Annotated in this window: 23 protein-coding genes and 2 tRNA genes; 7 read left to right on the top strand and 18 right to left on the bottom strand. The window is 68.5% G+C overall.

Annotated elements, in window-relative coordinates; all coding sequences use genetic code 11:
* The first annotated feature begins 111 nt into the window (after nt 1-111).
* A complete protein-coding gene (locus RM423_RS00635) occupies nt 112-876 on the top strand; it encodes a response regulator transcription factor (RefSeq protein ID WP_311421052.1) in 765 nt (254 codons plus the stop codon).
* A complete protein-coding gene (locus tag RM423_RS00630; protein WP_311421051.1) occupies nt 876-2,018 on the top strand; it encodes a sensor histidine kinase in 1,143 nt (380 codons plus the stop codon). The genes RM423_RS00635 and RM423_RS00630 overlap by 1 nt, the downstream gene beginning before the upstream one ends.
* On the opposite strand, the gene RM423_RS00625 is transcribed toward RM423_RS00630, so the two are convergent.
* Entirely contained in the window at nt 2,007-3,050 is a 1,044-nt protein-coding gene (locus tag RM423_RS00625) for an NAD-dependent epimerase/dehydratase family protein (RefSeq protein WP_311421050.1), read from the bottom strand. The two genes, RM423_RS00630 and RM423_RS00625, sit on opposite strands and share 12 nt — an antisense overlap.
* A gap of 143 nt (nt 3,051-3,193) precedes the next feature.
* On the opposite strand from RM423_RS00625, the gene RM423_RS00620 reads away from it, so the two are divergent.
* Nucleotides 3,194-5,401: an RNA degradosome polyphosphate kinase gene (locus RM423_RS00620; RefSeq protein WP_396327533.1), complete on the top strand. Its 2,208-nt coding sequence runs from the start codon at nt 3,194-3,196 to the stop codon at nt 5,399-5,401.
* Complete coding sequence (locus RM423_RS00615) at nt 5,398-6,285, top strand: NUDIX hydrolase (RefSeq protein WP_311421048.1); 888 nt, start codon at nt 5,398-5,400, stop codon at nt 6,283-6,285. Before RM423_RS00620 ends, RM423_RS00615 begins: the two co-directional genes overlap by 4 nt.
* A gap of 47 nt (nt 6,286-6,332) precedes the next feature.
* Here RM423_RS00615 and leuD read toward each other — a convergent pair whose 3' ends face one another.
* Entirely contained in the window at nt 6,333-6,938 is a 606-nt protein-coding gene (leuD, locus tag RM423_RS00610; protein WP_311421047.1) for a 3-isopropylmalate dehydratase small subunit, read from the bottom strand.
* A 16-nt stretch (nt 6,939-6,954) separates the two neighbouring features.
* Nucleotides 6,955-8,352, bottom strand: a complete 1,398-nt coding sequence (leuC, locus tag RM423_RS00605) for a 3-isopropylmalate dehydratase large subunit (RefSeq protein WP_311421046.1) — start codon at nt 8,350-8,352, stop codon at nt 6,955-6,957.
* Between the two features lie 71 nt (nt 8,353-8,423).
* Between leuC and RM423_RS00600 the strand changes: the two genes are divergently transcribed.
* The gene (locus tag RM423_RS00600; protein ID WP_311421045.1) at nt 8,424-9,128 is read left to right on the top strand and encodes an IclR family transcriptional regulator; all 705 of its coding nucleotides are present in this window, start codon (nt 8,424-8,426) and stop codon (nt 9,126-9,128) included.
* Here the strand turns inward: RM423_RS00600 and RM423_RS00595 are convergent.
* The 6 genes from RM423_RS00595 to RM423_RS00570 form a co-directional block, all read right to left on the bottom strand.
* The gene (locus tag RM423_RS00595; RefSeq protein ID WP_311421044.1) at nt 9,125-10,738 is read right to left on the bottom strand and encodes an EAL domain-containing protein; all 1,614 of its coding nucleotides are present in this window, start codon (nt 10,736-10,738) and stop codon (nt 9,125-9,127) included. The genes RM423_RS00600 and RM423_RS00595 overlap by 4 nt on opposite strands.
* Nucleotides 10,739-10,958: 220 nt before the next feature.
* Complete coding sequence (locus RM423_RS00590) at nt 10,959-11,234, bottom strand: GlsB/YeaQ/YmgE family stress response membrane protein (protein ID WP_311421043.1); 276 nt, start codon at nt 11,232-11,234, stop codon at nt 10,959-10,961.
* 124 nt (nt 11,235-11,358) lie between these two features.
* On the bottom strand, nt 11,359-11,532 hold the full coding sequence (locus tag RM423_RS00585) for a CsbD family protein (RefSeq protein ID WP_311421042.1): 174 nt from the start codon (nt 11,530-11,532) through the stop codon (nt 11,359-11,361).
* Between the two features lie 105 nt (nt 11,533-11,637).
* The gene (locus RM423_RS00580) at nt 11,638-12,000 is read right to left on the bottom strand and encodes a three-helix bundle dimerization domain-containing protein (RefSeq protein WP_311421041.1); all 363 of its coding nucleotides are present in this window, start codon (nt 11,998-12,000) and stop codon (nt 11,638-11,640) included.
* A gap of 201 nt (nt 12,001-12,201) precedes the next feature.
* Entirely contained in the window at nt 12,202-12,768 is a 567-nt protein-coding gene (locus RM423_RS00575) for an adenylate kinase (RefSeq protein ID WP_311421040.1), read from the bottom strand.
* Nucleotides 12,769-12,988: 220 nt separating this feature from the next.
* Nucleotides 12,989-13,867: a Gfo/Idh/MocA family protein gene (locus tag RM423_RS00570; RefSeq protein WP_311421039.1), complete on the bottom strand. Its 879-nt coding sequence runs from the start codon at nt 13,865-13,867 to the stop codon at nt 12,989-12,991.
* Nucleotides 13,868-14,010: 143 nt separating this feature from the next.
* Here RM423_RS00570 and RM423_RS00565 point away from each other — a divergent pair, with 143 nt between their 5' ends.
* A complete protein-coding gene (locus tag RM423_RS00565) occupies nt 14,011-14,556 on the top strand; it encodes a flavin reductase family protein (RefSeq protein ID WP_311421038.1) in 546 nt (181 codons plus the stop codon).
* Nucleotides 14,557-14,580: 24 nt separating this feature from the next.
* On the opposite strand, the gene RM423_RS00560 is transcribed toward RM423_RS00565, so the two are convergent.
* From RM423_RS00560 to RM423_RS00540, 5 genes are all read right to left on the bottom strand, one after another.
* On the bottom strand, nt 14,581-15,519 hold the full coding sequence (locus RM423_RS00560) for a peptidoglycan-binding domain-containing protein (protein WP_311421037.1): 939 nt from the start codon (nt 15,517-15,519) through the stop codon (nt 14,581-14,583).
* Between the two features lie 436 nt (nt 15,520-15,955).
* Nucleotides 15,956-16,028: transfer RNA gene (locus tag RM423_RS00555), tRNA-Glu, on the bottom strand.
* A 48-nt stretch (nt 16,029-16,076) separates the two neighbouring features.
* Nucleotides 16,077-16,148, bottom strand: a tRNA-Gln gene (locus RM423_RS00550).
* A 128-nt stretch (nt 16,149-16,276) separates the two neighbouring features.
* Nucleotides 16,277-17,779 carry a glutamate--tRNA ligase gene (gene gltX, locus RM423_RS00545; protein WP_311421036.1) on the bottom strand — a complete coding sequence of 501 codons (1,503 nt, stop codon included), beginning with the start codon at nt 17,777-17,779 and terminating at the stop codon, nt 16,277-16,279.
* Nucleotides 17,776-18,570, bottom strand: coding sequence for a fumarylacetoacetate hydrolase family protein (locus tag RM423_RS00540; RefSeq protein ID WP_311421035.1), 795 nt, complete (start codon nt 18,568-18,570; stop codon nt 17,776-17,778). Before RM423_RS00540 ends, gltX begins: the two co-directional genes overlap by 4 nt.
* 55 nt (nt 18,571-18,625) lie before the next feature.
* On the opposite strand from RM423_RS00540, the gene RM423_RS00535 reads away from it, so the two are divergent.
* Complete coding sequence (locus RM423_RS00535; protein ID WP_311421034.1) at nt 18,626-18,973, top strand: hypothetical protein; 348 nt, start codon at nt 18,626-18,628, stop codon at nt 18,971-18,973.
* 256 nt (nt 18,974-19,229) lie between these two features.
* Here RM423_RS00535 and RM423_RS00530 read toward each other — a convergent pair whose 3' ends face one another.
* The 4 genes from RM423_RS00530 to ilvC form a co-directional block, all read right to left on the bottom strand.
* Nucleotides 19,230-20,606, bottom strand: a complete 1,377-nt coding sequence (locus RM423_RS00530; RefSeq protein WP_311421033.1) for an HNH endonuclease signature motif containing protein — start codon at nt 20,604-20,606, stop codon at nt 19,230-19,232.
* 708 nt (nt 20,607-21,314) lie between these two features.
* Nucleotides 21,315-22,886: a citramalate synthase gene (gene cimA / locus RM423_RS00525; protein WP_311421032.1), complete on the bottom strand. Its 1,572-nt coding sequence runs from the start codon at nt 22,884-22,886 to the stop codon at nt 21,315-21,317.
* 31 nt (nt 22,887-22,917) lie between these two features.
* Complete coding sequence (locus RM423_RS00520) at nt 22,918-23,940, bottom strand: 3-isopropylmalate dehydrogenase (RefSeq protein ID WP_311421031.1); 1,023 nt, start codon at nt 23,938-23,940, stop codon at nt 22,918-22,920.
* A 98-nt stretch (nt 23,941-24,038) separates the two neighbouring features.
* Entirely contained in the window at nt 24,039-25,073 is a 1,035-nt protein-coding gene (gene ilvC, locus RM423_RS00515) for a ketol-acid reductoisomerase (protein ID WP_311421030.1), read from the bottom strand.
* Nucleotides 25,074-25,075: the final 2 nt, after the last annotated feature.

Here is a 25,075-nt window from a genome sequence, read left to right as displayed (position 1 = left end):
GCTACGTCGGGGCCAGCGAGGAAGACAACTTTACAGCTCGCAAAACACGCAACCCCTGCCTCGAGCGCGGCGCTCGACGCATGGCGCTCGGCTGCACCTAAGCTGGATGTCATGGCCAACGTCCTTGTGATCGAGGACGATCCGACCGTCGCCGAAGTGGTCGTCTCGTATCTGAGGAGGGCGCGCCATCAGTGCGAGGCGATCGCCGACGGCGTTTCCGGAGCGAGAATCGTCACAGCTCAGGATGCCGGTGGCCATGACCTGGTTGTGCTCGACCTGATGCTGCCCGGTCTCGACGGTGTAGAGATATGCCGCCGGCTTCGCATCAACCATCCTGTCCTTCCCGTGATCATGCTCACCGCGTTGGGCGAGGAGGATGATCGGATCGCCGGCCTGGAGATGGGCGCCGACGACTACCTGACCAAGCCGTTCTCTCCACGCGAGTTGGTGCTCCGGGTCGAATCGCTGCTGCGCCGAGCCCAGACGGCCGCCGTTCCGGCCAGGGTCTTGAAGGTTGGGCCGATTTCGGTGGATACCGCGGCTCGCCGCGCAAGCAAGAGCGGTGTCGAGTTCAAGCTCACGGTGCGCGAACTCGACCTACTGATCTACCTGATGTCACATCCGGGTGAGGCGTTCAGCCGGAGCCAGCTGATGAGCGCCGTTTGGGGCTGGACGTTCGGTGACCATTCCACCGTGACGGTCCATGTCCGGCGCGTCCGCGAGAAGATAGAGGACGACCCCCGTTCACCCGTCCTGATCCAGACGATCTGGGGAGTCGGTTATCGGATAGACGCCCAAGCGCCATCAACCTTGTCCACGGCGACCGATTCGGATGCCATGGCACAGCGAAGTGGGAACATGGGTCAATCCCGGTGATGCAAGCGCTGCACATCACTGAGACGGCGCTGCTCTGGGGTGGCTTCGGGGCGGCGATCGCCTGGGTGGTGACCTGGCCGTTGAGCAGGCGGTCCCAGCCGCTCGCCCTGCTCTCAGTCTCGGTCGTGGCCACGGCTGCGTCCATCGGCGCGTTGATCGGCAACACCCGCGCCATGTTCCTGACCAAGGGCGATGAGTACGTCACCGTCAGCGTCGCGTGCCTGGCCGGCCTCATGGCCGCATTCGCCGCGATCTTCATGGCACGGCGTTTCACCCGAGACAGCGAGGTCATCCACGCGGCGGTGGATGCCTTGCGGGCGGGGCAGTTGCCCGCGCAAGACGGCCGTCAGCTGTCCGGAGAGCTGCGACGACTGCGCGCCGAACTCGACAGCACCGCGCAAACGCTGACCGAGACCCGAGACCGGGAAAGGGCTCTGGAGGCGTCGCGTCGGGAACTGGTGGCGTGGGTTTCGCATGATCTGCGCACCCCGCTGGCTGGCCTTCGGGCCATGGCCGAGGCGTTGGAGGACGGCATCGCCGAGTCTCCGGATCGTTATCACAAGCAGATGCGCATCGAGGTCGACCGGCTGGCCGGCATGGTCGATGACCTTTTCGAGATCTCCCGGCTCCAGGCCGGTGCGCCACGGGCTCGGACCGACCGGGTGAACCTCGACGATCTGGTCTCCGACTGTGTCGCGGCGCTTGAACCGGTGGCCAAGCTGCAGCGGGTGCAGTTGGTTCGCGAGGCGAGCATCACCGGTTGTGATACTCAGGAGGTCGTCGGCGACAGCGCAGAACTCAACCGGGCCATCACCAACCTGCTGATCAATGCCATTCGGCATTCGGCGCCGGATACGACGGTGGCGATCGGCGTCAGCTCCGCCATCGGCGACAGTGGCCCCGCGGTGCGCGTCCGGGTTCGCGACCAGTGCGGTGGAATCGCAGCTCATGACCTGCCCCGGTTGTTCGACGTCGGTTACCGCGGCCAGCAGGCCCGCACGCCGTCGCCGGATCTCGGCGGTCGAGCAGGCCTCGGGCTTGCCATCACTCGAGGCATCATCACGGCGCATCTGGGCATTGTGGCGGTCAACAACACCGCCGACGGCTGCGAGTTCACGGTCCAGCTCCCGCTACCTGCTTGAGCTCTCGAGTTCAGCCAGCTCGAGCATCCCGTCGGCGAAGCTCACCTGGGGTGTCCAGCTGAGCTCGTTTCTCAGCCGAGAGGAGTCGGCCGTTATGTGCCTCACGTCGCCGAGTCGGTAGTCCCCGGTGATGACGGGCTGCGGCCCATGCATCGCGGTCGCCAGATTGGCAGCCATTTCGCCCACCGTGCGAGGGCATCCGGAGCCGACATTGAACGCACGGACGCCATCGCGGTGCCGTTCGGCGGCAAGCACGGTGGCGCGGGCGATGTCCCGGACGTGCACGAAGTCCCGACGCATTTCACCGTCTTCGAAGACCCTCGGCGCCTCGCGCCTGCGCAGGGCCGAGGTGAAGATGGCAGCCACTCCCGCATAGGGGGTATTACGGGGCATGCCCGGGCCGTAGACATTGTGGTAGCGCATTGCCGCTACCGAACCTCCGGTGGCTCGCGCCCAGTTGCTCGCGTAAAGTTCCTGCGCCAACTTGCTGCTGGCATAGGCGTTTCGCGGGTCGGTGGGAGCCGACTCGTCAACCAACTCGGTGCCCAACGGGCGTTCGCACACCGGACAGGGAGGCTCGAAGTGCCCGGCCGCCAAGGCGGCTTCCAGTCGGGGGCCGGGACTCTTCGCGCCGTGCTCGGCACAGCGTCCCAGGCCCTCGCCATAGACCACCATCGAGCTTGCCAGCACCAACTGGCCAACCCCGGCCCTGGACATCCCCGCGAGTACCTCGGCGGTTCCCACGTCGTTGGACGCCGCGTAGTCGGGAAGGTCCGCGACCGACACCCCGAGGCCGACTTTCGCTGCCAGATGCACGACCGCGTCAATGCCGGTCAAAGCAGCGTCCACCGCAGCGGAGTCGCGCACATCACCAATGTTCAGCTGGACCGTGTCCGGGGCCTGCCATAAGACACCGACGTGCACGTCGGGCCGCAGTGAATCCAGCACTCGTACCTCATGCCCGCGTTCGAGCAGAATCGTAACGACGTGCCGGCCGATGAAACCGGCGCCACCGGTGAGCAGGATGCGCATCAGATCAGGATCGAATCGATCGCAACGGGGCGGCGCTCGGCGTGGTCACCGCTCGGCTGGTGTGAGTCGCGCTGTTCATCCGCCGACCTTACCTGGAGCCATTCCGCTCGGCTGTGCGGCCGAGCTGGACCCGGCAGCGTGCCATGGGAGCCCCGACGATCAAGGCGCCGGCTCTGCCGCAGTACCCGAGATCGATATCGGCGCCCGGTGCCAGGCATGATGGCTTCATGACCGAGACCGTTGCCGTGACAGACCCGACGGCCCTGTCCACCGAGCTGGCCCCGGGTGCCGATAACGCGGCCGATCTGCCTGAGGTCCGGTTCTCCAACCGCGAGATGTCGTGGCTCAACTTCAACGCCCGGGTGCTGGCACTGGCCGAGGACCGCCGCCAGCCGCTGCTGGAGCGGATGAAGTTCCTCTCGATCTTCGCGAGCAACCTGGACGAGTTCTACATGGTCCGGGTCGCCGGTTTGAAGCGCCGGATGGAGATGGGCCTGACGGTCCGGTCCCCGGACGGGCTCTCACCGCGCGAGATCCTCGCGCTGGTGTCAGAACGCAGCCGGGAGCTGACCGCGCGGCACGCGAGGTGCTTTCTCACCGACATCGCGCCGGCGCTGGCGGAGGAGGGCATTCGCATCCTGCGCTGGGAGCACCTGGACCTGGCCCAGCAGCAGGAGCTGACCGAGTACTTCCACTCCAAGATCTTTCCGGTGCTGACGCCGCTGGCCGTGGACCCGGCGCACCCGTTCCCCTACATCTCCGGGCTCTCGCTCAACCTCGCCGTGCTGGTGCGCGACCCCGACTCGGACGTCGACCGCTTCGCCCGCGTCAAGGTGCCCAACAACGTCGCCCGGTTCGTCGTCGTCCGCCGGACGGCAGAGGACGCGGAGTTCCTGCCCATCGAGGACCTGATCGCGGCGCACCTGTCCGCGCTCTTCCCGGGCATGGAGATCGTCCAGCACCACCTGTTCCGGGTCACCCGCAACACCGACTTCGAGGTCGACGAGGACCGGGACGAGGACCTGCTGCAGGCCCTGGAACGCGAGCTCGTCCGCCGCCGGTTCGGCCCCGCGGTCCGTCTGGAGGTCGCCGATGACATCGACGACGAGGTGCTGACGCTGCTCACCAGCGAGATCGACGTGGCGGCCGGCGAGGTGGTGCGGGTACCGGGGCTGCTCGATCTCACCGCGCTCTGGCAGGTCTATGACGTCGACCGCCCGGCGTTGAAGGAGCGGCCGTTCGTGCCGGCGACGCACCCGCGGTTCGCCGACGGGGAGAGCCCGAAGTCGGTGTTCGCCACGCTGCGGGAGGGCGACGTCCTCGTCCACCACCCGTACGAGTCCTTCGCCACCAGCGTGCAGCGCTTCATCGAGCAGGCGGCCGCGGACCCGAACGTGCTGGCCATCAAGCAGACCCTGTACCGGACGTCGGGCGACTCCCCGATCGTGGACGCGCTGATCGACGCGGCCGAGGCCGGCAAGCAGGTGATGGTGCTGGTCGAGATCAAGGCGCGGTTCGACGAGCAGGCCAACATCCGTTGGGCCCGCGCCCTGGAGCGCGCCGGCTGCCACGTCGTGTACGGCCTGGTCGGGCTCAAGACGCACTGCAAGACCTCGCTCGTGGTGCGCCAGGAAGGCGGCTCGCTGCGCCGCTACGCCCACATCGGCACCGGCAACTACCACCCGAAGACCGCCCGGCTGTACGAGGACCTGGGCCTGTTCACCGCCGACGAGAGGATCTGCGCCGACCTCACGGATCTGTTCAACGTCCTCACCGGCTACTCCCGCCAGACCGAGTACCGCACCCTGCTCGTCGCGCCGCAGGGCTTGCGCCCCGGCCTGCTGGCGCGGATCGAGCGTGAGATCGAGAACGCCAAGGCCGGCAAGCCGTCCCACATCCAGATCAAGTGCAACCACCTGGTGGACGAGATCCTGATCGACGCCCTGTATCGCGCCTCCGGGGCCGGCGTGAAGGTCGAGCTGATGGTGCGGACCTTCTGCACCATCAAGGCCGGCGTTCCCGGCCTGAGCGAGAACATCACCGTCCGGTCGATCCTGGGCAGGTTCCTGGAGCACTCCCGGATTTTCTACGTCGCCAATGACGGCGAGCCGGAGTACTGGATCGGCTCGGCGGACCTGATGCACCGCAACCTCGATCGCCGGGTCGAGGTGCTGACCCAGGTCACCGGCGCCAACGCCGACCAGCTCCGCGCGACGCTGGACCTCGCCTTCGATCCCGACACCGCGGCCTGGGAACTGCAGGGTGACGACCGCTGGGTCCGCGGCGGCGGCGCGAAGTCGGTGGACTACCAGGACGTGCTGCTCAAGCGGCTAGCTCCTCGCGGCGAGTGACCGGCTCACCCCGCCGCAAAGCCACCCCCGCCGCGGGCGGTGTGCTGTGGCGCCATGACGGCCCGGACCTGCTGGTCGCCGTGGCACACCGGCCCAAGTACGACGACTGGAGCCTGCCCAAGGGCAAGCTGCAACCTGGCGAGCACGTCCTCGCCGCGGCGGCCCGCGAGGTCTGCGAAGAGACCGGCGCGCGGGTCGAGGTGGGCCGCAGGCTGGCCTGCGTGGAGTACCCGGTGGACTCCGACGCCCTCAAGACCGTGCACTTCTGGGCCATGCGGCACCGCGGCGGCGAGCACACCGCCAACGACGAGGTGGACTCGCTGCGGTGGTTGACGATCGCCGAGGCGGCCAAGCTGATGACCTATCCCATCGACCGTGGCGTCCTCGCCGACTTCGCACGGCTGCCCGCCGACACCCGGACGCTCCTGCTGGTGCGCCATGCCCGCGCCGGCAAGCGCAGCGAGTACGACGGGGACGACCGGTTGCGCCCGCTCGACAAGGTCGGCCGGCGCGATGCCCGGGCGCTGGCCCCGCTGCTCGCGCTGTTCGGCCCGCGGCGGGTACTGTCGGCGGATCGCGTTCGCTGCGAGCAGACGGTCGCTCCGCTGGCGGACTGCCTCGGGCTCGCGGTGACCAGCGCCCCGCTGCTGTCGGACGAGGGCTATGCCGCGGACCCGCCGCAGGCGCTGGGCTCCGTCCGCTCGCTGATGCACGAGCCCGGCACCAGCGTGGTGTGCAGCCAGGGCAGCGCCATTCCGGCGCTGCTGGACGAGCTCGGCGTGCAGAGCCCCCGGCACCCCACCCGCAAGGGCTCGGCATGGGCGCTGTCGACCAGCCGTGGCGCGGTGGTCGCGGCTGACTACTATCCGCGTCCGAAGCGCTGAGCCGGGACCAGCCGGATCAGGGCTAGCTGGATCAGGGGCTAGCTGGATCAGGGCGTTGCTGCCTGCGGCAGCTTCGGCAGCCACGGCTTGCGGTCCTGCTCGTAGGCGTCGATGAGCTCGGGTTCGCGCAGCGTCAGGCCGATGTCGTCCAGGCCCTCGAGCAATCGCCACCGCGTGTAGTCCTCGAGCGCGAAGTCATGCACCTCACCCGGCCAGCGGACCTGCCGCTCCAGCAGGTCGACGGTGACCTCGATGGTGGGGTCGTCCTCGATGTCGTCGAGCAGTCGCTGCACGATCTTCTCCGCCAGCACTACCGTCAGCAACCCCGCCTTGAGCGAGTTGCCCCGGAAGATGTCGGCGAAGCGTGGCGAGATGACGACCCGGAAACCGTAGTCCCAGAGCGCCCAGACGGCGTGTTCGCGAGACGATCCGGTGCCGAAGTCGGGGCCGGCCACCAGCACGCTGGCGCCGGCGTAGCGCTCCTGGTTCAGGACGAAGCCCGGCTCGTTCGCTCGCCAGGCCTGAAACAGCGCGTCCTCGAAGCCGGTGCGGGTGACCCGCTTGAGGTAGACGGCCGGGATGATCTGGTCGGTGTCGACATTGCTGCGGCGCAGCGGCACCGCGCGTCCGGTGTGCACTGAGAACTTGTCCATGGTTGTGCGCGCTCCCTTACAGGTCGGCCGGGCTGGCCAGGTGGCCGGTGACGGCCGTGGCGGCGGCGACCAGCGGCGACACCAGGTGCGTCCGGCCGCCCTTGCCCTGGCGTCCCTCGAAGTTGCGGTTGGAGGTGGACGCGCTGCGCTCCCCCGGCGCGAGCTGGTCCGGGTTCATGCCCAGGCACATCGAGCAGCCGGCCTGGCGCCACTCCGCCCCGGCTGCGGTGAACACCGCATCCAGGCCCTCGGCCTCGGCCTGAGCCCGAATGCGCATCGATCCCGGCACCACCAGCATCCGCACGCCGTCGGCCACCCGACGGCCCTGCAACACCTCGGCGGCGGCCCGCAGGTCCTCGATCCGGCCGTTGGTGCAGGACCCGACGAACACCGTGTCGACGGTGATGTCGCGCAGCGGCGTTCCCGCGGAGAGTCCCATGTAGCTGAGGGCCTTGACCGCCGACACCTGGTCGGAGGGGTCGGCGAAGTCGGCGGGGTCCGGGACGGTGGCCGACAGCGGTGCGCCTTGGCCCGGGTTGGTGCCCCAGGTGACGAACGGGCTGATCTCGGCCGCGTCCAACACCACCTCGGCGTCGAACTCGGCGTCCGGATCGGTGACGAGGGTCTTCCAGTACGTCACGGCGGCATCCCAGTCGTCACCCGCGGGCGCGTGCGGACGGCCCCGCAGGTACTCGAACGTGACCTCGTCCGGTGCGATCATGCCAGCCCTGGCGCCCCATTCGATGCTCATGTTGCACACCGTCATGCGGCCTTCCATGCTCATGCCGGTGAAGGTGTCGCCGCGGTACTCGACCATGTAGCCCTGACCGCCGCCGGTACCGGTGCGCGCGATCACGGCCAGGATGACGTCCTTCGGGGTCACCCCGTCGGCCAGCGCCCCGTTCACCGTGACGGCCATGGTCTTCGGCCGGTCCATCGGCAGGGTCTGGGTGGCCATCACGTGCTCGACCTGGCTGGTGCCGATGCCGAAGGCCAGCGCACCGAACGCCCCGTGGGTGGACGTGTGCGAGTCACCGCACACCATGGTCATGCCGGGCTGGGTGATGCCCAGTTGCGGCCCGATCACGTGCACGATGCCCTGCTCGGCGTCGCCCATCGGGTAGAGCGTCACGCCGAATTCGGCGCAGTTGCGGCGCAGTGTCTCGACCTGCACCCGGCTGACCGGGTCCGCGATCGGCTTGAGAATATCGAGGGTGGGGACGTTGTGGTCCTCGGTGGCGAGCGTGAGGTCGGGACGGCGCAACGGACGGCCCGCCAGCCGCAGCCCGTCGAACGCCTGCGGGCTGGTCACCTCGTGGATGAGGTGCATGTCTATGAAGAGCAGGTCCGGCTCACCCGGTGCACTGCGCACGACATGGCTGTCCCACAGCTTCTCCGCCAGCGTCTTACCCATCAACAGGCTCCTCTTCGCATCGCCGTGCCATCATCTTGCTTTCTCACAACGTGAGACATTAATATCGAGCTATGGGACAGCATAGCGGCATCGGCGTGGTGGACAAGACGGTTGCCATTCTGGCCGCGGCCGCCGACGGCCCGGCGGCCCTGTCGGATCTGGTGGAGCGCACCCAGATCCCCCGCGCGACGGCGCACCGGCTTGCGGTCGCGCTGGAGGTGCACCGGCTGCTGATCCGCGACTCCGAGGGCCGGTTCATTCCCGGCCCGCGACTGGCCGAACTGGCCGCGACCGCCGGCGACCCGTTGCTGGACCGGGCGATCGACGTGCTCGCCTGGGTTCGCGACACGTCCGGCGAGAGCGCGCAGCTCTACCGCCGGGACGGCCGTGACCGGGTGTGCGTGGCAGCGGCCGAACGGGCAGCCGGGCTGCGGACCACAGTGCCGTTGGGTGCCCGGCTGCCGCTGACCGCGGGCTCCGGCGCGCAGGTGCTGTGCGCGTGGGAGCCACCGGACACGGTGTCGCACCTGCTGCAGACGGCGCAGTTCACCGACCGCTCACTGGCGGAGGTCCGCCGCCGGGGCTGGGCACAGTCGGTGGGGCAACGCGAGGCGGGGGTGGCATCGGTGTCGGCCCCGGTGTTCGGCCGCGGGCGCCAGGTGGTGGCGGCCATCTCGATCTCAGGCCCGATCGAGCGGCTCGGGCGCTCACCCGGCCAGCGCCTCGCTCCGATCCTCACGGCAGGCGCCCAACGTCTGCAGGCGGCGCTCACCTAGCGCGGCAGCGGCACCGGCACCGGATGAGCCAGCCAGTAGTCGCTCGGCTTCGGGTGGCCGAACAGGTAGCCCTGCTGCAGTTCGATCCCGATCTCGCGCAGCCGGCGGGACTGGAACGCCGTCTCGACACCTTCGACCACCAGGTCGTCGGTCAGATTGCGCAGCAGCGACGCCGCGCCCTCGAGAAAGTTCCACGCGCGCGGATCGTCGTCGACCGGCAGCAGCGATCGATCCAGTTTGATGGCGCTCAGCGGCAGGGTGCGCAGCAAGGCCAGTGAGGTTTCGCCGCGGCCGAAGTCGTCGATGACCATTCGCAGGCCCAGTTCGGCGCCCCGGCGCATCTCGGTCAGCTCCACGACGACCTGGGACAGTGGCAGCCCCGCTCTGGTGGCACAGCGCACGACGGTATCGATGGCAAGGCCCGTTCCCAGGAACTGCCGAGAGATATTGATGCCGATCACCGCACCCGGGAACCGGTTCCGCAGCGAGCGGCCCCCCGCCAGCGCCTGATCGAAGACGACCTCGGCCAGGTGCGGCGTGAGGCCGAGTTGGTGGCTGGCCGCGATGATCCGCTCCACCGGCAGCTCACCGGCCGCGCCGCCCAGCCGGATCAGCGACTCGAACCCGTGCACCTCCTGGCGTGCCAGGTTGACCAGGGGCTGGAAGTGCACGGCGACCTCTCCCGCTGAGACCGCCTGGCGCACCGCGTCTTCGAGCGTCGCCACCTCGGAGGCGGCGGCGGAATGCCGGGGCAGCCATTCGACCACCGTCCGCCACGGCTCGCGCTTGGCCGCGCCCAGCGCCCGTTCGGCCTGCTCGGCGGTGTCCAGCAGCGAACCGCCCGGTTGACGCCGGGCCAATCCGGCTTGCAGGGCGACCCGTATCGGCCGGCCGGCGATGTCGAGCGTGCGCTCCGCGGACTGGCGCAGTTCGCCGGCGAGCTCTGAGCCGGCGGTGCACAAGATCAGGAACTCATCACCCGAGAGCCTGGCCACCAGATCCCCCGGTGAGACGATCGAGCGCAGCCACCGGCCCACGGCGATCAGGCACTCGTCGCCGGCGAAGTGGCCCCAGAGCTCGTTGATGCTCCGGAACCGCCGCACGTCGACGAACGCCACCGCGTGGAACGGCGACAGCTTGGGTACGTCCAGCCCCGCCAGGTCGAGGAACGCGCGGCGGTTGTACAGACCGGTCAGCTGATCCCTGATGACGGGCGCCGACGACGGTGTTGCCGGGTCGTCGGTCCCGGTCAGCTCCGCTACCTCCAGCAGCACACCGGACGGTGGCCCGTCCGCCCCCCGCGCGGCCGCGGACGTCACCCCGAACCATCGCGGTCGCGGTCGAGCGCTCACCAGGATTTCGTCGAGGTCCTGGTGGTTCAGCAACCCGGCCACCAGACGTTGCGCGTGCGGTGCCATGTCCTCGGGCAGGGTGGCGGCCCACGGCCTACCGAGCGGGCTGTCGCAGCCCACCAGCTGCCGGTACTGGGCGCTGGTCCACAGCACCGTGGAATCGGCAGCCAGCAGTACCGCCGCGGTTCCCCGATTCTCCAGCAGCACCAGCGACCGGGGTGGGCAGTCCGCCCGGCAGCCGGAGTCGAGGTCGCTCACCGGGCCTCCCCTCGGCCGCTCCTGCCTCGATACCGAGGCGCGTGAGCCGAGATAGCCGGGGCTTGTCCTGACCATGATCCTCGCATCCAGCCGAGACCTGTCAACACTCATGGCCGTGAATGCCAGAAAGCCGCAAGGACTACCACAATCGTGGCTGTCCCTGCGGCTTTCCCGGAGAATCAGTAGCGCTCGATCACACTGCCGGGATCGGCGTCCGCGGTTACCGGACGGCGGAGCGCCGGCCGACGCGCTGCCAGATCAGCAGGGCGATGATCGCGCCGATGATCGAGCCGATGATGCCGGACGGCTGGAAGAAGCCGTTCGAGCCGTCCTTGTGGAAGATGAGGTAGCCGAGGAAACCGCCGATGAACGACCCGACGATGCCGAGGATGATCGTGGCCACGATGCTGAGGTCCTGCTTGCCGGGCACCACGAGCCGGGCGATCGCGCCGGCGATGAGGCCGATGACGATGAGGCTGATAATCAAGCCGAGCATTGAGCACTCCTGGGAGCTAGAGCGGAATCACCTCTGGTCGAGGCTGCCTGCGGTGGTCGATCATCCCCGCCGCCGGTGAGCCGGGGCGGGGACGATCGTGACGAACGGACGATCATGACCAACGTCAGTCCTTGAACGCGTCCTTGACCTTCTCGCCGGCCTGCTTCAGGTTGCCCTTCGCCTGGTCGGTGTTGCCCTCGGCCTGCAAGCTCTCGTCACCGGTTGCTTCGCCGGTCTTCTCCTTGAGCTTGCCGCTGGTCTCTTCGGCCTTGTTCTTGGCCTTGTCCAGTGCACTCATCTTGTTCTCCTTCTCGTTGCGGACGTACGATCCATCCCGGTCGGTAGGACCGTCTTTGTACCTCGGTCGCCGTCAGCCGTCCAGCCGCCACGCTGACGTCGGCGGTCAGCGCCGTCGCGATGGAGCGGCCGCGGAAGCCGAGTTCAGGCTGGTATCGGCCAGGGTCGGGCCTGATTCGGACGCCATGCTCAGTGCGCTGAGGCGCTCGCGGGCAAGCCGCTCCGTCAACTCGGGCAACGCGCCGACGGGCGAACCTCGGAGGTGCTCACGGGATTCTTTGACAACCCCGACGATCGTGCCCAGCGGCAAGTGGTCCTCGAAGGCACGGAACAACCGCTCGACGATGTCAGCGAATGAGCCCTCATGCGCTTCGGGGCTGGCTGTCTCGGTGTCGACGTACACGTTGTCGACGTAGGCAACGTCGGGAAACGGACGGGATTGCCACGGAATTGCCGGCAGTGCGGTCATGCATACCTCGAAGGTGACCGGAGGTGAGACGCAACCGGCAGCGCGAGCCCTGGAGCCCGGAATTCGGGGCTCAGCCCGTGCCGCAAACGGCGTCAACCTTTGTGAACGCTCGACGTTCGACGGCTGACTGCGTAACCGTCCATAAACATTCTAACGCCGCGCCAGATGCCGTGGCGAATGGAAACGCCCGCGCGGCCGGGCTCAGACCGTGCAGATCGCGGCAAGAATCGCGGCCATGACGTCGTCGGCCGGCTGGTCCGCGTCGATGACGTGCAGCATGTTGCGACCCCGGTAGTAGTCGACCAGCGGGCTCGTCGCGTCCTCGAAGATCCGCAGCCGGTTGACGATCACGTCCTGGGTGTCGTCGCTGCGCCCCTCGGCGACCGCACGGGCGAGCAGGCGCTGCACGAGTGCCTCCCGGGGGGCCTGCAGAAACACCACGTGTTCGGCTGCGGCGTCCGCATGATCCGCCAGCTCGCGGGCCTCAACGGCCTGGGCCACCGACCGGGGAAAGCCGTCGAGGATGTACCCACCGTCGCGGCTGGCGGCCAGCAACTTCGGCATCACCAGGTCGAGGATCAACTGATCGGGAACCAGCTGGCCACGGTCGAGGTAGTCCGCGACGGATTTCCCGAGCGGCGTGCCCTCCTTGACCTCGGCACGGAGCAGGTCACCGGTCGCGATGTGCCGCACCCCGAGGCGAGTGGCCAACCGTTCACCCTGGGTGCCCTTGCCCGCGCCGGGCGCGCCTATCAACAGCAGTCTCATGATCGCCCTCCCCTCATGCCACGTGTCGTGGGGAACGCTATCTCGCCGGCCCGGTCATTGTGCTCAGGCACCGGACAGCACGCTGCGAGGCACCGTGGCGAACACTGGCTCGGACGCCGGCGCGCCGGACCGCCGGCCACGTGGACGGGCCTGCCGTGACACTGTCCATCGGATGGGTGATCTTGGCCTCATCAACGCTCGCGGGCGTTGGCGACGGCGGTCAGCCAGCCGCGAGCTGGGACTGGGCGTCCGCGAGCAGGTCGACGACATGCCGGCCGAAGTGGACGTCCAGAGGGTGGCTGGGGTGCTGCTGCCGCGCCGCGGCGGCCAGCTCCCGGGCGGCGGTGGCGAGGGCGGCGCTGGGATCGGCGGGCCCGGCGGGAAGCTCGGTCCGTCCGGCCGGTCCCCAGACCGTCAAGCTGGTGACAGCCGCGGCCTCCGGGGTGTCGATGCTCACCGAGTACGTGGCGCTGGCGCCGGAGGCGTGCCCGGTCACCAGGTGCACGAGATCGCGGCGACCCGCCCGGGCGGTGATCCGCTCGATGGGCCCGAGCACCCCGGACAGCATGGCGAGGGCGTGTGGGCCGACGTCCCACAGGCCGCCCTTCTCGTGCCGCCAGGGTGTGTCGAAAGGGCTGTCCGAGGCGAACGCGGAACCGAGCCACAGGCCTGCGGCGGCGTCCCAGTCGGTTCGCCGCGCGGTCTGCTCCACCCACGCTCGCTGGGCGGCGTCGTAGCGCCCGGTGAAGAACACCACCGACGCGACGCCGGCAGCATCGACCACCGCGGCCAACTCCGCGGCCGCGGCGGGTGTGACGGCAATCGGCTTCTCCAGCAGCAGGTGCTTGCCCAGCCGCGCGGCACGCACCGCCAGCTCGGACTGCACGTGCGGCGGGACCGAGAACGCGACCGCGTCTACGTCGGCGAACATCTGATCGACGTCGTCGTAGGGGGTGATGTCGAGGTCGGCAGCCAGCGCCTGGCTCTTGCCGAGGTCGCGCCCCCACACGCCGGCCAGTTGCACCGACGGTTCGGCCTGCAGCCCCGCCGCGTGTGTCGCCCGTGCCCAGTACCCGTTGCCTACCAGCCCGATCCGCATGCCGCCGCTCCGCTCCGTAATGTGCCGTCGCCTCGTACGCCGGACGTTGCGACCCACTCTGCCGCACCGGGCGTCCGCTACCGGCGCCCGCGCCCGGGATGAGCAGGGAGAATGCGGGAGGTGAGCAGGGGAGAATGCGGGAGGTGAGCATCCATGGCGAGCACCCCTTCCTGCCCGCGGAGTCCGAGCGGAGCCCCGTCCGGCGGCTGCGCGGCCGGTTGGCGGCCCCGGTGACGGTCTGGACTGCCGTCGACAAGGGCGAGCGGGCCGGGCTGACCGTGTCCTCGGTGCTGGTGGCCGACGGGGACCCGGGCTATGTCGTCGGCGTGCTCGACCCGCTGTCGGACCTGTGGGATGCCCTTCGGAACTCCGGCGCGGCAGTGGTGAACGTCCTCGGCTGGCAGCACCGGCAGCTGGCCGACGCATTCGGTTACGTCGCTCCGGCGCCCGGTGGGCCGTTTCGCTCAGCCACCTGGATCGACACCGAGTGGGGGCCCGCACTTGCCGGCGCCTCCGCGTGGGCGGGGTGCCGGCTCAGCGGGGTTCCAGCCGCCGAACTGGGCAACACCGAACTGGGGTGGACGGAACTGGGTTGGGGCGTCGAGGTCCGGCTGCGCGTCGAGCACACCGAGATCGGGGCGGACTTGCCGCCACTGGTGCACCGTCGCGGCCGCTACTCGACGTTCTGAGCACGGCAGTCACCGGCGGCGCGGTCAGACCTTGGGTTCGTACGTGACGAGCAGCGCGCGCCAGGTCCTGCCGTCGATGATCCCGTTGGTGCTCAGGTGATGCGCCTTCTTGTACCGGTTCATCGCCGCGACGGTGGCGGAGTCGTAATGACCGGTCACCGGCTTGTCGAAGGCCTGCTGCACCGCCGACACCGGTCGTCCGGACATACCAGGGAAAATCGTGGCGCCGGAGTAGCTGACCAGCGCGCGCATCACGGCCGACGAGCCGGCCGGAGCGGCGACCTTGGGGTAGCGGGGGCAGGGCGTCGGGCGGCTGGTGCCGTAGTCGCCGGACCAGTTCAGGTCCCGGGCTCGGCAGGGACCGTAGTCATCCGTGGCCGCGACGTGCTTGCTCCAGAAGGACGTCCGTCCCAGCGCGCCGTTCCAGGACAGTGAGAAGTGCATGTGGTTGCGGTGGCAGGCGTTGTCCGACGACACGGCCGGGGTGCTCGCGCAGTTGTTGTACGGCTCCCACTTGCCGTCCCAGGAGCCCCAGATGCGGTTGTTCCAGATGATGTACATGATGCCCAGCCGGCGCGCGTTGGCGAACGTGGTGCCGTAGCTGTCGGTGGCGAGCAGGAAGTTGATGACCGACGCTCCCTGGGCGGCCTGGGTCTTGTTGCGGACGGAGTTCATCCAGTCGACCGCGCGGCCCTCGTAGTGCTCGCTCTGGGAGCTGTCGGTGCCGCAGTCGTAGTTGCCGCCGAAGGTCGTGTTCGGGTAGGTGCTCACCAGCAACCGGCCGAGCGCCCGGGTGCCCGACCGGAACGCCGGCTGGCACGCCACCTGGCCGACATAGGCGGCCAGCGGCTCGATCGCCCGAGGCATCCCGGCAGGCACCTTGAGGCTGGGTACACCGGCTGAGCTCGGCGCCGCGGTCACCACGAGTCCGGCCGACGTCGTGATCGTGGCGAGCAAGGTCACGGCGAGCGCGGCTAGAAGCGCGGCTGCACGCGCTCGGGTGGATCGTCGGCAGCCACTTCCTGCTTGAGCTGGCACGGGCATCTCCACGGATTCCCTGCCGCTGCGGGGCGCGGCAGGCTGCAGTACCTATCGGCCCGGCGGCAGGTCACTCAAGTGCCCGGCGGCAGGTCACTCAAGTGCCCGGGGCAACGGCGGCATCCGGTTCGACGTGGAACGCCACCAGCACGAGGGCGCTGGCACCGTCGACCGTCGGTCGGGCTGGTGATCGCGCTCGGTTCGCAGGCGCTCGGTCACCGGACAGTCCCACGCGGGGTGCGGCGCCTTGAGGTCAGCGAGCACCGGCAAAGCAGGCCGACACAGCAAAGCAGGCCGACACAGCAAACAGCCCCCGGTTCCGCTCAGATCTTCTGAGTGCAACCGGAGGCCGTTTCCACTGTAGCCCCGACGGGATTCGAACCCGTGCTACCGCCGTGAGAGGGCGGCGTCCTAGGCCACTAGACGACGGGGCCTCTGGGAACTTTTCTGTTGTACATCACCCTGCGATACTGCCTCTTGCGCTGGGGTACCAGGACTCGAACCTAGACTAACTGAACCAGAATCAGTTGGGCTGCCAATTACCCCATACCCCAATTGGCTTGCCGGAACCATCAACCGGCCGAGACGAAACACTACCTGACGCCTGTCGCTGGCTGAAATCGGGGCTGCCGCGGCGTGGCGAACCGCTGCTCTGAGCAGCCGTGCCACGTCCCTGCCGACATCACTTCTGAGCTGACCGGAGCCGACCGAGAGAGATGTCGCGCCCCAGCAGTTCCATGGACTCGAACAATGGCGGCGAGATCTGCTTTCCGGTCACCGCGACCCGCAGCGGGCCGAAGGCGTTGCGGGGCTTGAGCCCGAGCCGCTCGATGAGCTCCGCCCGCAGCGCCTGCTCGATGCCGTCCGTGGTCCACTCCGCCAGGCCTTCCAACGCACCGACCGAGGCGCTGAGCACCGCCTGGCCGGCGTCACCCAGCTGCTTGGCGGTCGCTGCCTCGTCCAGCACGAAATCATCGTCGGCGACGAACAGGAAGGCGAGCATCTCGGCGGCCTCGCCGAGGGTCTGCACCCGGTCCTGCACCAGCGGCGCCGCGCCCTCGATGAGCCGGCGCTGTTCGGGCGTCGGCTCGGCCGCGATCAGCCCGGTGGACGCGAGGAAGTCCCGCAGCCGACGAGCGAAGTCAGGGCCGGCAAGCAGACGGATGTGGGTGGCGTTGATGGCCAGGCTCTTCTTGACGTCGAAGCGCGCGGGACTGGCGTTGACGTCGGCCACATCGAAGGCGGCGATCATCTCGTCCAGGCTGAAGATGTCGTGGTCATCGGCGATCGACCAGCCCAGCAGGGCGAGATAGTTGATCAGTCCCTCGGGCAGGTAACCGGCCTCGCGGTAGGCATTGAGCGACGCCTGCGGGTCGCGCTTGGACAGCTTCTTGTTGCCCTCGCCCATGACGTAGGGCAGGTGCCCGAACTCCGGCACGAACTCGGCGACGCCGACGTTCATCAGCGCCCGGTAGAGGGCTATCTGGCGTGGCGTGGACGGCAGCAGGTCCTCGCCACGCAGCACGTGGGTGATCCGCATCATCGCGTCGTCCACCGGATTCACCAGCGTGTACAGCGGCTCCCCATTGGCGCGCACCAACACGTAGTCCGGAACGCTGCCGGCCGCGAAGCTGACGTCGCCCCGCACCAGGTCGCGCCAGCCGAGGTCCTGGTCCGGCATCCGCAGGCGAAGCACCGGCAGGCGACCCTCGCTCCGGAACGCCGCCCGCTGCTCGTCGGTCAGGTCGCGGTCGAAGTTGTCATAGCCCAGCTTCGGGTCCCGACCCTGCGCCCGATGCCGGGCCTCGACCTCGTCCGGGGTCGAGAACGACTCGTAGAGGTGGCCGCCCGCCCGCAGCTTGTCGATGACCTCGGCATACAGCCCGCGGCGCTCGCTCTGCCGGTAGGGGCCGTACGGGCCGCCGACCTGAGGGCCCTCGTCCCAGTTGAGCCCGAGCCAGCGCAGGGCATCCAGCAACTGGTCGTAGGACTGCTGGGAGTCCCGGGCGGCGTCGGTGTCCTCGATCCGGAAGACGAAGGTGCCGCCGACGTGCCGGGCGTAGGCCCAGTTGAACAGGCAGGTGCGCACCAGTCCGAGGTGCGGATTGCCCGTCGGGGACGGGCAGAACCGGACGCGGATGTCGCTGCCGGTGGCCGGGTGCACCGCCGCTCCTGGGGTACTCACTTGCGCCGCACCGGGTTGACCAGGTCACCGATGCCGTCGATCGAGATCGTGACCGTGTCGCCGTCGACGATCCTGCCGACGCCCTCGGGGGTTCCGGTGAGGATGACGTCGCCGGGCACCAGGGTCATCACATGCGACATGAACGACACCATGGTCGCGACGTCGAAGATCATGTCGCCGGTGTTGCCGTCCTGCCTGGTCTGACCGTTGACCAGCGCCCGCACCCGGACCGCCGACGGATCGAAGGACGTCTCGATCCAGGGACCGATGGGGCAGAACGAGTCGTGCCCCTTGGCCCGGGTGAACTGCACGTCCGCGCGCTGCTGGTCGCGGGCGGTCACGTCGTTGGCGCAGGTGTAGCCGAACACCACGTCGAGTGCGCGCTCGCGCGGGACGTCCTTGGCGACCTTGCCGATCACCAGGGCCAGCTCGGCCTCGTGCTCGACCTGCTCGGAATCGGCAGGGAGCCGGATCACGTCGGTGGTGCCGATGACCGACGTGGAGGGCTTGAGGAAGATCAGCGGCCGCTCCGGCACGCTGTTGCCGAGTTCGGCCGCGTGGGCGGCGTAGTTGCGGCCGATGGCCAGCACCTTGCTCGGCAGGATGGGGGCCAGCAACCGGACGTCGCCCACGGCGAAGCGGTCCCCGGTGAACTCGATCGGCCCCATCGGATGATCCTTGATGGCCGCGATGGTCAGCGCATCGAAGCTGGGCTTGGACCCCGCCTCGACCACTCCCTCGACGACGCCCCAAGCAATTCCACCAGGATGAACAAATCTCGCGATGCGCACGGCACTCAGGCTACCGGTGCTCCTGCGGCCGCCCGCATGTCGGATACTGGATCGTGTGAGCGACGAGCTGAACCGCATCGCGCCGGCGCGACGGCGGCAGATGGCACTGGTGCTCATGCCCTTCGGTGCGGTGTTGCTGGTGGCCGGAGCGGTCCCGGTTGTGGCGGGTGGCATCGTTTGGAAGCTCGTCGGTGTGGTGTTGATCGTTCTGGCCGTGCTGGTACTCGGCGTCGCCTGGGGCCTGCAGCGCTCAGCCGCCCTGGACGAGGCCGCCGCGCGAGAACAGCAACTGGATGACGCGATCCTCGGCGAGGCAGCGCTCACCGGAGCCGATAGCTGCGGCTCGAATTGCGGCGCCTGCGGCGTGGACGACTGCGCTGTGAAATCACTACGGCGCGTCTGACGTTCGCTGCGGGAAGGGCGGAGGTCGGCCGGCTCCAGGACAGCGAAGGCAGGCCGAACCAAAGCTAGGCAGGCCGAACCAAGCTAGGTAAACCGTGGCTGCCCACGGCAGGTCGAACCTTCCCATGTTAGATTTCCGCATGGCGGATGTCGGGTCGCCCTGTGTCCCCATGCCGGATGTCCGCATGCCGGATGGCGTTGACGCCCTCCTCGTATTCGGCCCCGGGGAGACCGGGAGCCCGCGCCGGGACCCGGCGTTACCGCAGCTCATGGGTGATGCGGTGGTTGCGTCGTGGTCTGCGCTCGGGGTCGATCCAATGTGGAGGAATCCAGGTCGGCAGTCCCTCGACGAGCCGGCACGACCAACCCTCGGCTTCGAAGTGACGGTGGTGGTAGCCACAAATCAAGGTGAGGTTGTCCAGATCGGTCCGGCCACCCTCTGCCCAGCCAACGACGTGATGGCGCTGGCACCATTCCGGCGGCCTGTCACAGCCAGGAAAGGAACAGCCCCTGTCCCGGGCTATCAACGCGAGTGTCTGGGCTCTCGTCGCGATTCGTTTGAGTCGGCCATGCTTGAGGATCGCCCCGCGAGCATCACGCACCAGCAGGCTGATCGCGGCCTCGTCGGCCAATCGCAGTGCCTCGGGAACCGTTAGCAGTTGCCCGAAGGAGGTCTCGGCCAGGCCGCTCCTATCGGCCAGCTGCGAGGCGGTCATGGTGATGATGACCTGTGCCGGCGCGCCCGATTCGACAACTTCGGTGCTACGGACCGCGAGTCCGGCCAACTCTTCTAGCGCGTCATGCATGCGCTGCCCGTACGACCGGGCGTCCTGCACGCGTTCCGACGGCGCACCAGTAGCGGACCTGTTGTCTTCGGCAGCGTTGTCACCTGAGTTATGGGGCCCCTCGGAAGTTGCCGGCCGGGGTGCCGCGCGCGGGCTGAGCCAGGTCAGCAGCAGCGCGCCACATGCCGGCGTCAGCCGCCCGGACGCCCGGTAACCGCCGCCAGACTCGGGCGTCACGCTGAACGAGCGCCGTCGAGCGTGTTCGGCATCGGACTGCAAGACGCCGTCGGGATCCAAGTGGGCGAGGATCCGCTGCCCCACCAGACCGACCTCGCGCGGCCGCAATTGCCCGGCGGCCAGTACGAGGTGCTCCTCAGCGGCAATAGCGTCGGCTGGGGCCACCGATGCGGGAAGGCGCTCGATCGTCGAAGCGATCACCCGCGCGTGCTCGGCAGACAGCACACCGTCCGCCTGGCTCGCGGCGACCCGGGGTAGCAGCGGCTCGAGTCGCTCGCCCGTCAGGGACCATCGCGGTCCGCACACCGCGGCCGCATCGACCCGCTGCCGCGCCTCGGTCGGGGACAGCCGCAGAACACCCTGCAATAGCGTCGATGTCGAGGGCATTGCCAACCGTCCGGCAAACGAACGCCGTTCCAGTTCGGCGACCAGCGCGGCATCAACCATCAACCAGCGCCGTCGCAGGGCCTCACATTCGCGTAACTCAGCGAGCAGATCGCCGTCCGACAGGCTGCTCAGGACTCCGGCGGAGACGTCGCCAAGATAAAACGACAGCCCGTTGGCCGCCTCGGTCAACCCGCCCGAGACCGCGCCGCCGTTCATGTCCGCCATGTCCTGGACACTACGGACAGGGTCTGACAGAACTTGCTCTTCCAAATGAAACGTGGTGATCGGGCGCGGACCTGGACCGAGCGCACAGCGAGGCGATCCGGCGCGTGTCTGCCTGACCGAACGAGCTCGCCGGGTGGGGCAGGACGGTCACACAGTTGCGTAGGCCGCTGGGCAGTTGGGGGCGGCTGGGCCACGGTCATGGCCGCGGTGCGCGAGTACGACTACCCCTGGTTGCTGGACACCGTGGCTGGCCGGTCGGACCAGCTTTATCGGGATGGGTGAATCAACGCCCACCTGAATGGCGGGATCCAATCGCCGTGGCGGCACCGGATCCGTTCCGTGGTTATGCCACGCCACCGCCCCCCGCGACCAGTCTTCCGGCAGCGCCCCGGGTGCTGGACCGCTTTCATGTCACCCGCCTCGGCCGACCTGGATCACCGCCCAAGACGTCCGGCTCCGCTACGCCGCCACAGGCCGCATCCGAGCTGCCCAGCGACTGCACCGGTGGCTGACCTACTGCGTCAACACCGACATCGCCCAACTGCACCTCCTGGCCCGCACCATCGATGCCTGGCGTCAGGAGCCGCTGACCGACTTCGACACCCGGCGGCGTCTCCAACAGCTCACTGAGGCGACGAACCTGCCCATCAAGAAAGGTGAAACGGTCCGGCCGCCATGGATTCCGCAACGTGAACCTACTCATGCCCGTCAGCGCTCCAGCAGACCGAACCGCACCGCATCCTCCAACGCCAGCCAGGACGCCTCGATGATGTTCGGGTGCACGCCCACCGTCGTCCACTCGGTGCTCTTGTCCGACGTCTCGATGAGCACCCGGGTGATGGCGTCCGTGCCGTGCTTGCCCGGCAGGATGCGCACCTTGTAGTCCGACAGCTCGAGTGCCGCCAGCCGTGGGAAAACCTCGCCGAGCGCCGACCGCAGCGCCAGGTCCAGGGCATTGACCGGCCCGTTGCCTTCGGCGGTGGTGATGATGCGCTGCTCCCCCGCGTGCACCTTGACGGTCGCCTCGGTCACCAGCGCGCCGTCCTCGCGCCGGTCGATGATCACCCGGTAGGACTCCAGCCGGAACTGGCTGGGCGCGGTGTGCAGCTCGTCGCGGACCAGCAACTCGAACGAGGCATCGGCGGCCTCGTACGACCAGCCCGATGACTCCCGCTCCTTCACGCGGTCCACCACGCTGCTCACCACGTCCGGACGATCGGTGACGTCCATGCCCAGCTCGGCGGATTTCAGCTCCACCGACGCCCGGCCGGCCATCTCGGTGATCAGGATCTTCTGGCTGTTGCCGGTTAGTTCAGGGTCCATGTGGTTGTACAACTCGGGTCCCAGCTTGATGGCGGAGGCATGCAGTCCTGCCTTGTGCGCAAAGGCCGAACTGCCCACGTACGGCGCGTGCGTGTCCGGAGCCAGGTTGGCGATCTCAGCGATGGCGTGCGAGACCCGCATGCTCTCGCCGATGGTTCCCTCGGGCAGCACGTTCAGCCCCATCTTGAACACCAGGCCGCCGAGCACGGCGAAAATGTCGGCATTACCGGCTCGCTCGCCGTAGCCGTTCGCGGTTCCCTGCACGTGCGTCACGCCTGCGTCGACCGCGGCCAGGGTGTTCGCGACGGCACACCCGGTGTCGTCCTGGGTGTGGATACCCAGCCGGATTCCGGTACGGGCACGGACGGCACGGACGGTGTCCCCGATGCCCATCGGAAGCATGCCGCCGTTGGTGTCGCACAGCACTCCGACGTCCGCACCGGCCGCCTGTGCCGCGTCGAGAACCCTGACGCCGTAATCGGAATCGTGCTTGTAGCCGTCGAAGAAGTGCTCGCAGTCCACGAACACCCGGCGACCCGCCGCCCGCAGGAACGACACCGTGTCGCTCACCATTGCGAGGTTCTCATCCAGCGTGGTGCGCAGCGCGCGCTTGACGTGCCAGACGTCGGACTTGGCCACCAAGGTGATCACCGGAGCACCGCTGTCCAGCAGCGCCTGCACCTGCCGGTCCTCGCGCACCGCCACCCCGGCCTTGCGCGTGGACCCGAACGCCACCAGCGTCGCGTGCTTGAGCTGCAGCTCACCCTGCGCCGCTCGGGCGAAGAACTCGGTGTCCTTGGGTACCGCGCCCGGCCAGCCGCCCTCGATGAAGCCGACGCCGAGGGAATCGAGCAGGCGCGCCACGGCGAGCTTGTCGGCGACCGAATAGCTGATGCCCTCGCGTTGTGCGCCGTCGCGCAATGTCGTGTCGAACACGTGGAAATCGTCGGTGAGCATGGCTGTTCCTATCGGTTGGGAACCGGGCGAGTCAGGAGGCTGCGGCGGACGCGATCCGCTCGCCGATCTCACTCGTGGAGCCCGGAGACGATGAGTCGCGCGAGGCCAGGTCTGCTGCCACTGCGGCTTCGACCCGCGACGCCTCCGCATCGTGGCCCAGGTGGGTCAGCAGCATTCCCACCGACAGGATCGCCGCCGTTGGGTCAGCCTTGCCCTGCCCGGCGATGTCCGGTGCGGACCCGTGGACAGGCTCGAACATCGATGGCGAGGTCCCCGTCGGATTCACATTTCCGCTTGCGGCCAAACCGATTCCGCCCGCCACCGCGGCGGCAAGGTCGGTGATGATGTCGCCGAACAGGTTGTCGGTGACGATCACGTCGTAGCGTCCGGGGTCGGTCACCAGGTAGATGGTGGCCGCGTCGACGTGGTGGTAGGCGACCGTGACCGCCGGGTACTCCTCGGCGACCCGCCGCACGGTGCGGAACCAGAGATCACCTGCGTACACAAGCACATTGTTCTTGTGCACCAGGGTGAGGTGCTGACGTGGACGCCGGGCGGCGCCCTCGAACGCCGCCCGCACCACGCGCTCGACACCGAAGGCGGTGTTGATGCTGACCTCGGTGGCAATCTCATGCGGCGTGTTCTTGCGCAACGCCCCGCCGTTGCCGACGTACGGTCCCTCGGTTCCCTCGCGGTACACAACGAAGTCGATCGCCGGATTGCCGGCGAGCGGGGTGGCGACACCCGGATACAGCTTCGCCGGGCGCAGGTTGACGAAGTGGTCGAGCTCGAAACGCAGCCGGAGCAGCAGTCCGCGTTCGAGAACCCCTGACGGCACCGAGGGATCGCCGACCGCGCCGAGCAGGATCGCGTCGTGCTGGCGCAACTCGGCCAGCACCGAGTCGGGCAGCGCCTCCCCCGTGCGGTGCCACCGTCCCGCGCCGAGGTCGTAGGAGGTCTTGTCCACACCGGGCAGCACCGCCTCCAGCGTCGCGAGAGCCTGCTCGGTCACCTCGATCCCGATTCCGTCACCGGGCACCACGGCTAGCTTCATCGGCTTTGTCCTTCTCTGCTGGTGAATCGTCTGCTGGTGAATCGTCTGCTGGTGAATCGGCGGATCGATGGGGCGGCGGATCGATGGGGCGGCCAGCTCTAGCGAGCTGCCGTGCCCTCTTGGTAGTCGGAGTCGGAATCGCTGTTGACCCAGCTCATCAACCCGCGCAGCTTGCGGCCGGTCTCTTCGATCGGGTGCTGCTCGCCCCTGGCGCGCAACGCCTTGAACTCCGGCGCCCCCGCGTCCTGGTCGGCGATGAAGCGAGCCGCGAACGACCCGTCCTGGATCTCGCCGAGGATCGTCTTCATGTTGTCCTTCACATGGGCGTCGATCACTCGCGGGCCTGACACGTAGTCGCCGTACTCGGCAGTGTCCGAGATCGACCAGCGTTGCTTGGCGATTCCGCCCTCGTACATCAGATCCACGATCAGCTTGAGCTCGTGCAGGCATTCGAAGTACGCGATCTCCGGCTCGTACCCGGCCTCGGTCAACACCTCGAAGCCGTACTGCACCAGCTGCGAGGCACCACCACAGAGCACCGCCTGCTCGCCGAACAGGTCCGTCTCGGTCTCTTCGGTGAAGGTCGTCCTGATCGCGCCGGCCCGGGTGCCGCCGATGGCCTTGGCATAGGACAGTGCGAGTGGGAAGGCCGATCCGGACGCGTCCTGCTCCACGGCCACCAGCACCGGCACGCCCTTGCCGTCGATGAACTGCCGCCGCACCAGATGGCCCGGGCCCTTGGGTGCGACCATCGCGACATCGACGTTCGCCGGCGGCTTGATGTAGCCGAACCGGATGTTGAAGCCGTGCCCGAAGAAGATGGCGTCACCGTCCTTCAGGTTAGGCTCGACCGACTCGGTGTAGAGCGCCCGCTGCTTGTGGTCGGGCGCGAGGACCATGATGAGATCGGCTTCGGCCGAGGCCTCGGACGGGGTCAGCACGCGCAGCCCGGCGTCCTCGGCCTTGCCGCGGCTCTTGGAACCCTCGGGAAGGCCCACCCGCACGTCGACGCCCGAGTCGCGCAGGCTCAGCGCGTGGGCATGACCCTGGCTACCGAAGCCGAGCACGGCCACCTTGCGTCCCTGGACGATGGACAGGTCGGCGTCGTCGTCGTAAAACATCTCCACGGCCATGT

This window comes from Jatrophihabitans lederbergiae (genome assembly GCF_031845305.1).
GTDB classification, from domain to species: domain Bacteria; phylum Actinomycetota; class Actinomycetes; order Mycobacteriales; family Jatrophihabitantaceae; genus Jatrophihabitans_A; species Jatrophihabitans_A lederbergiae.
The sequence above is the reverse complement of the archived record's forward strand: the minus strand, read 5'-3'. Positions and strand labels throughout refer to the sequence as shown.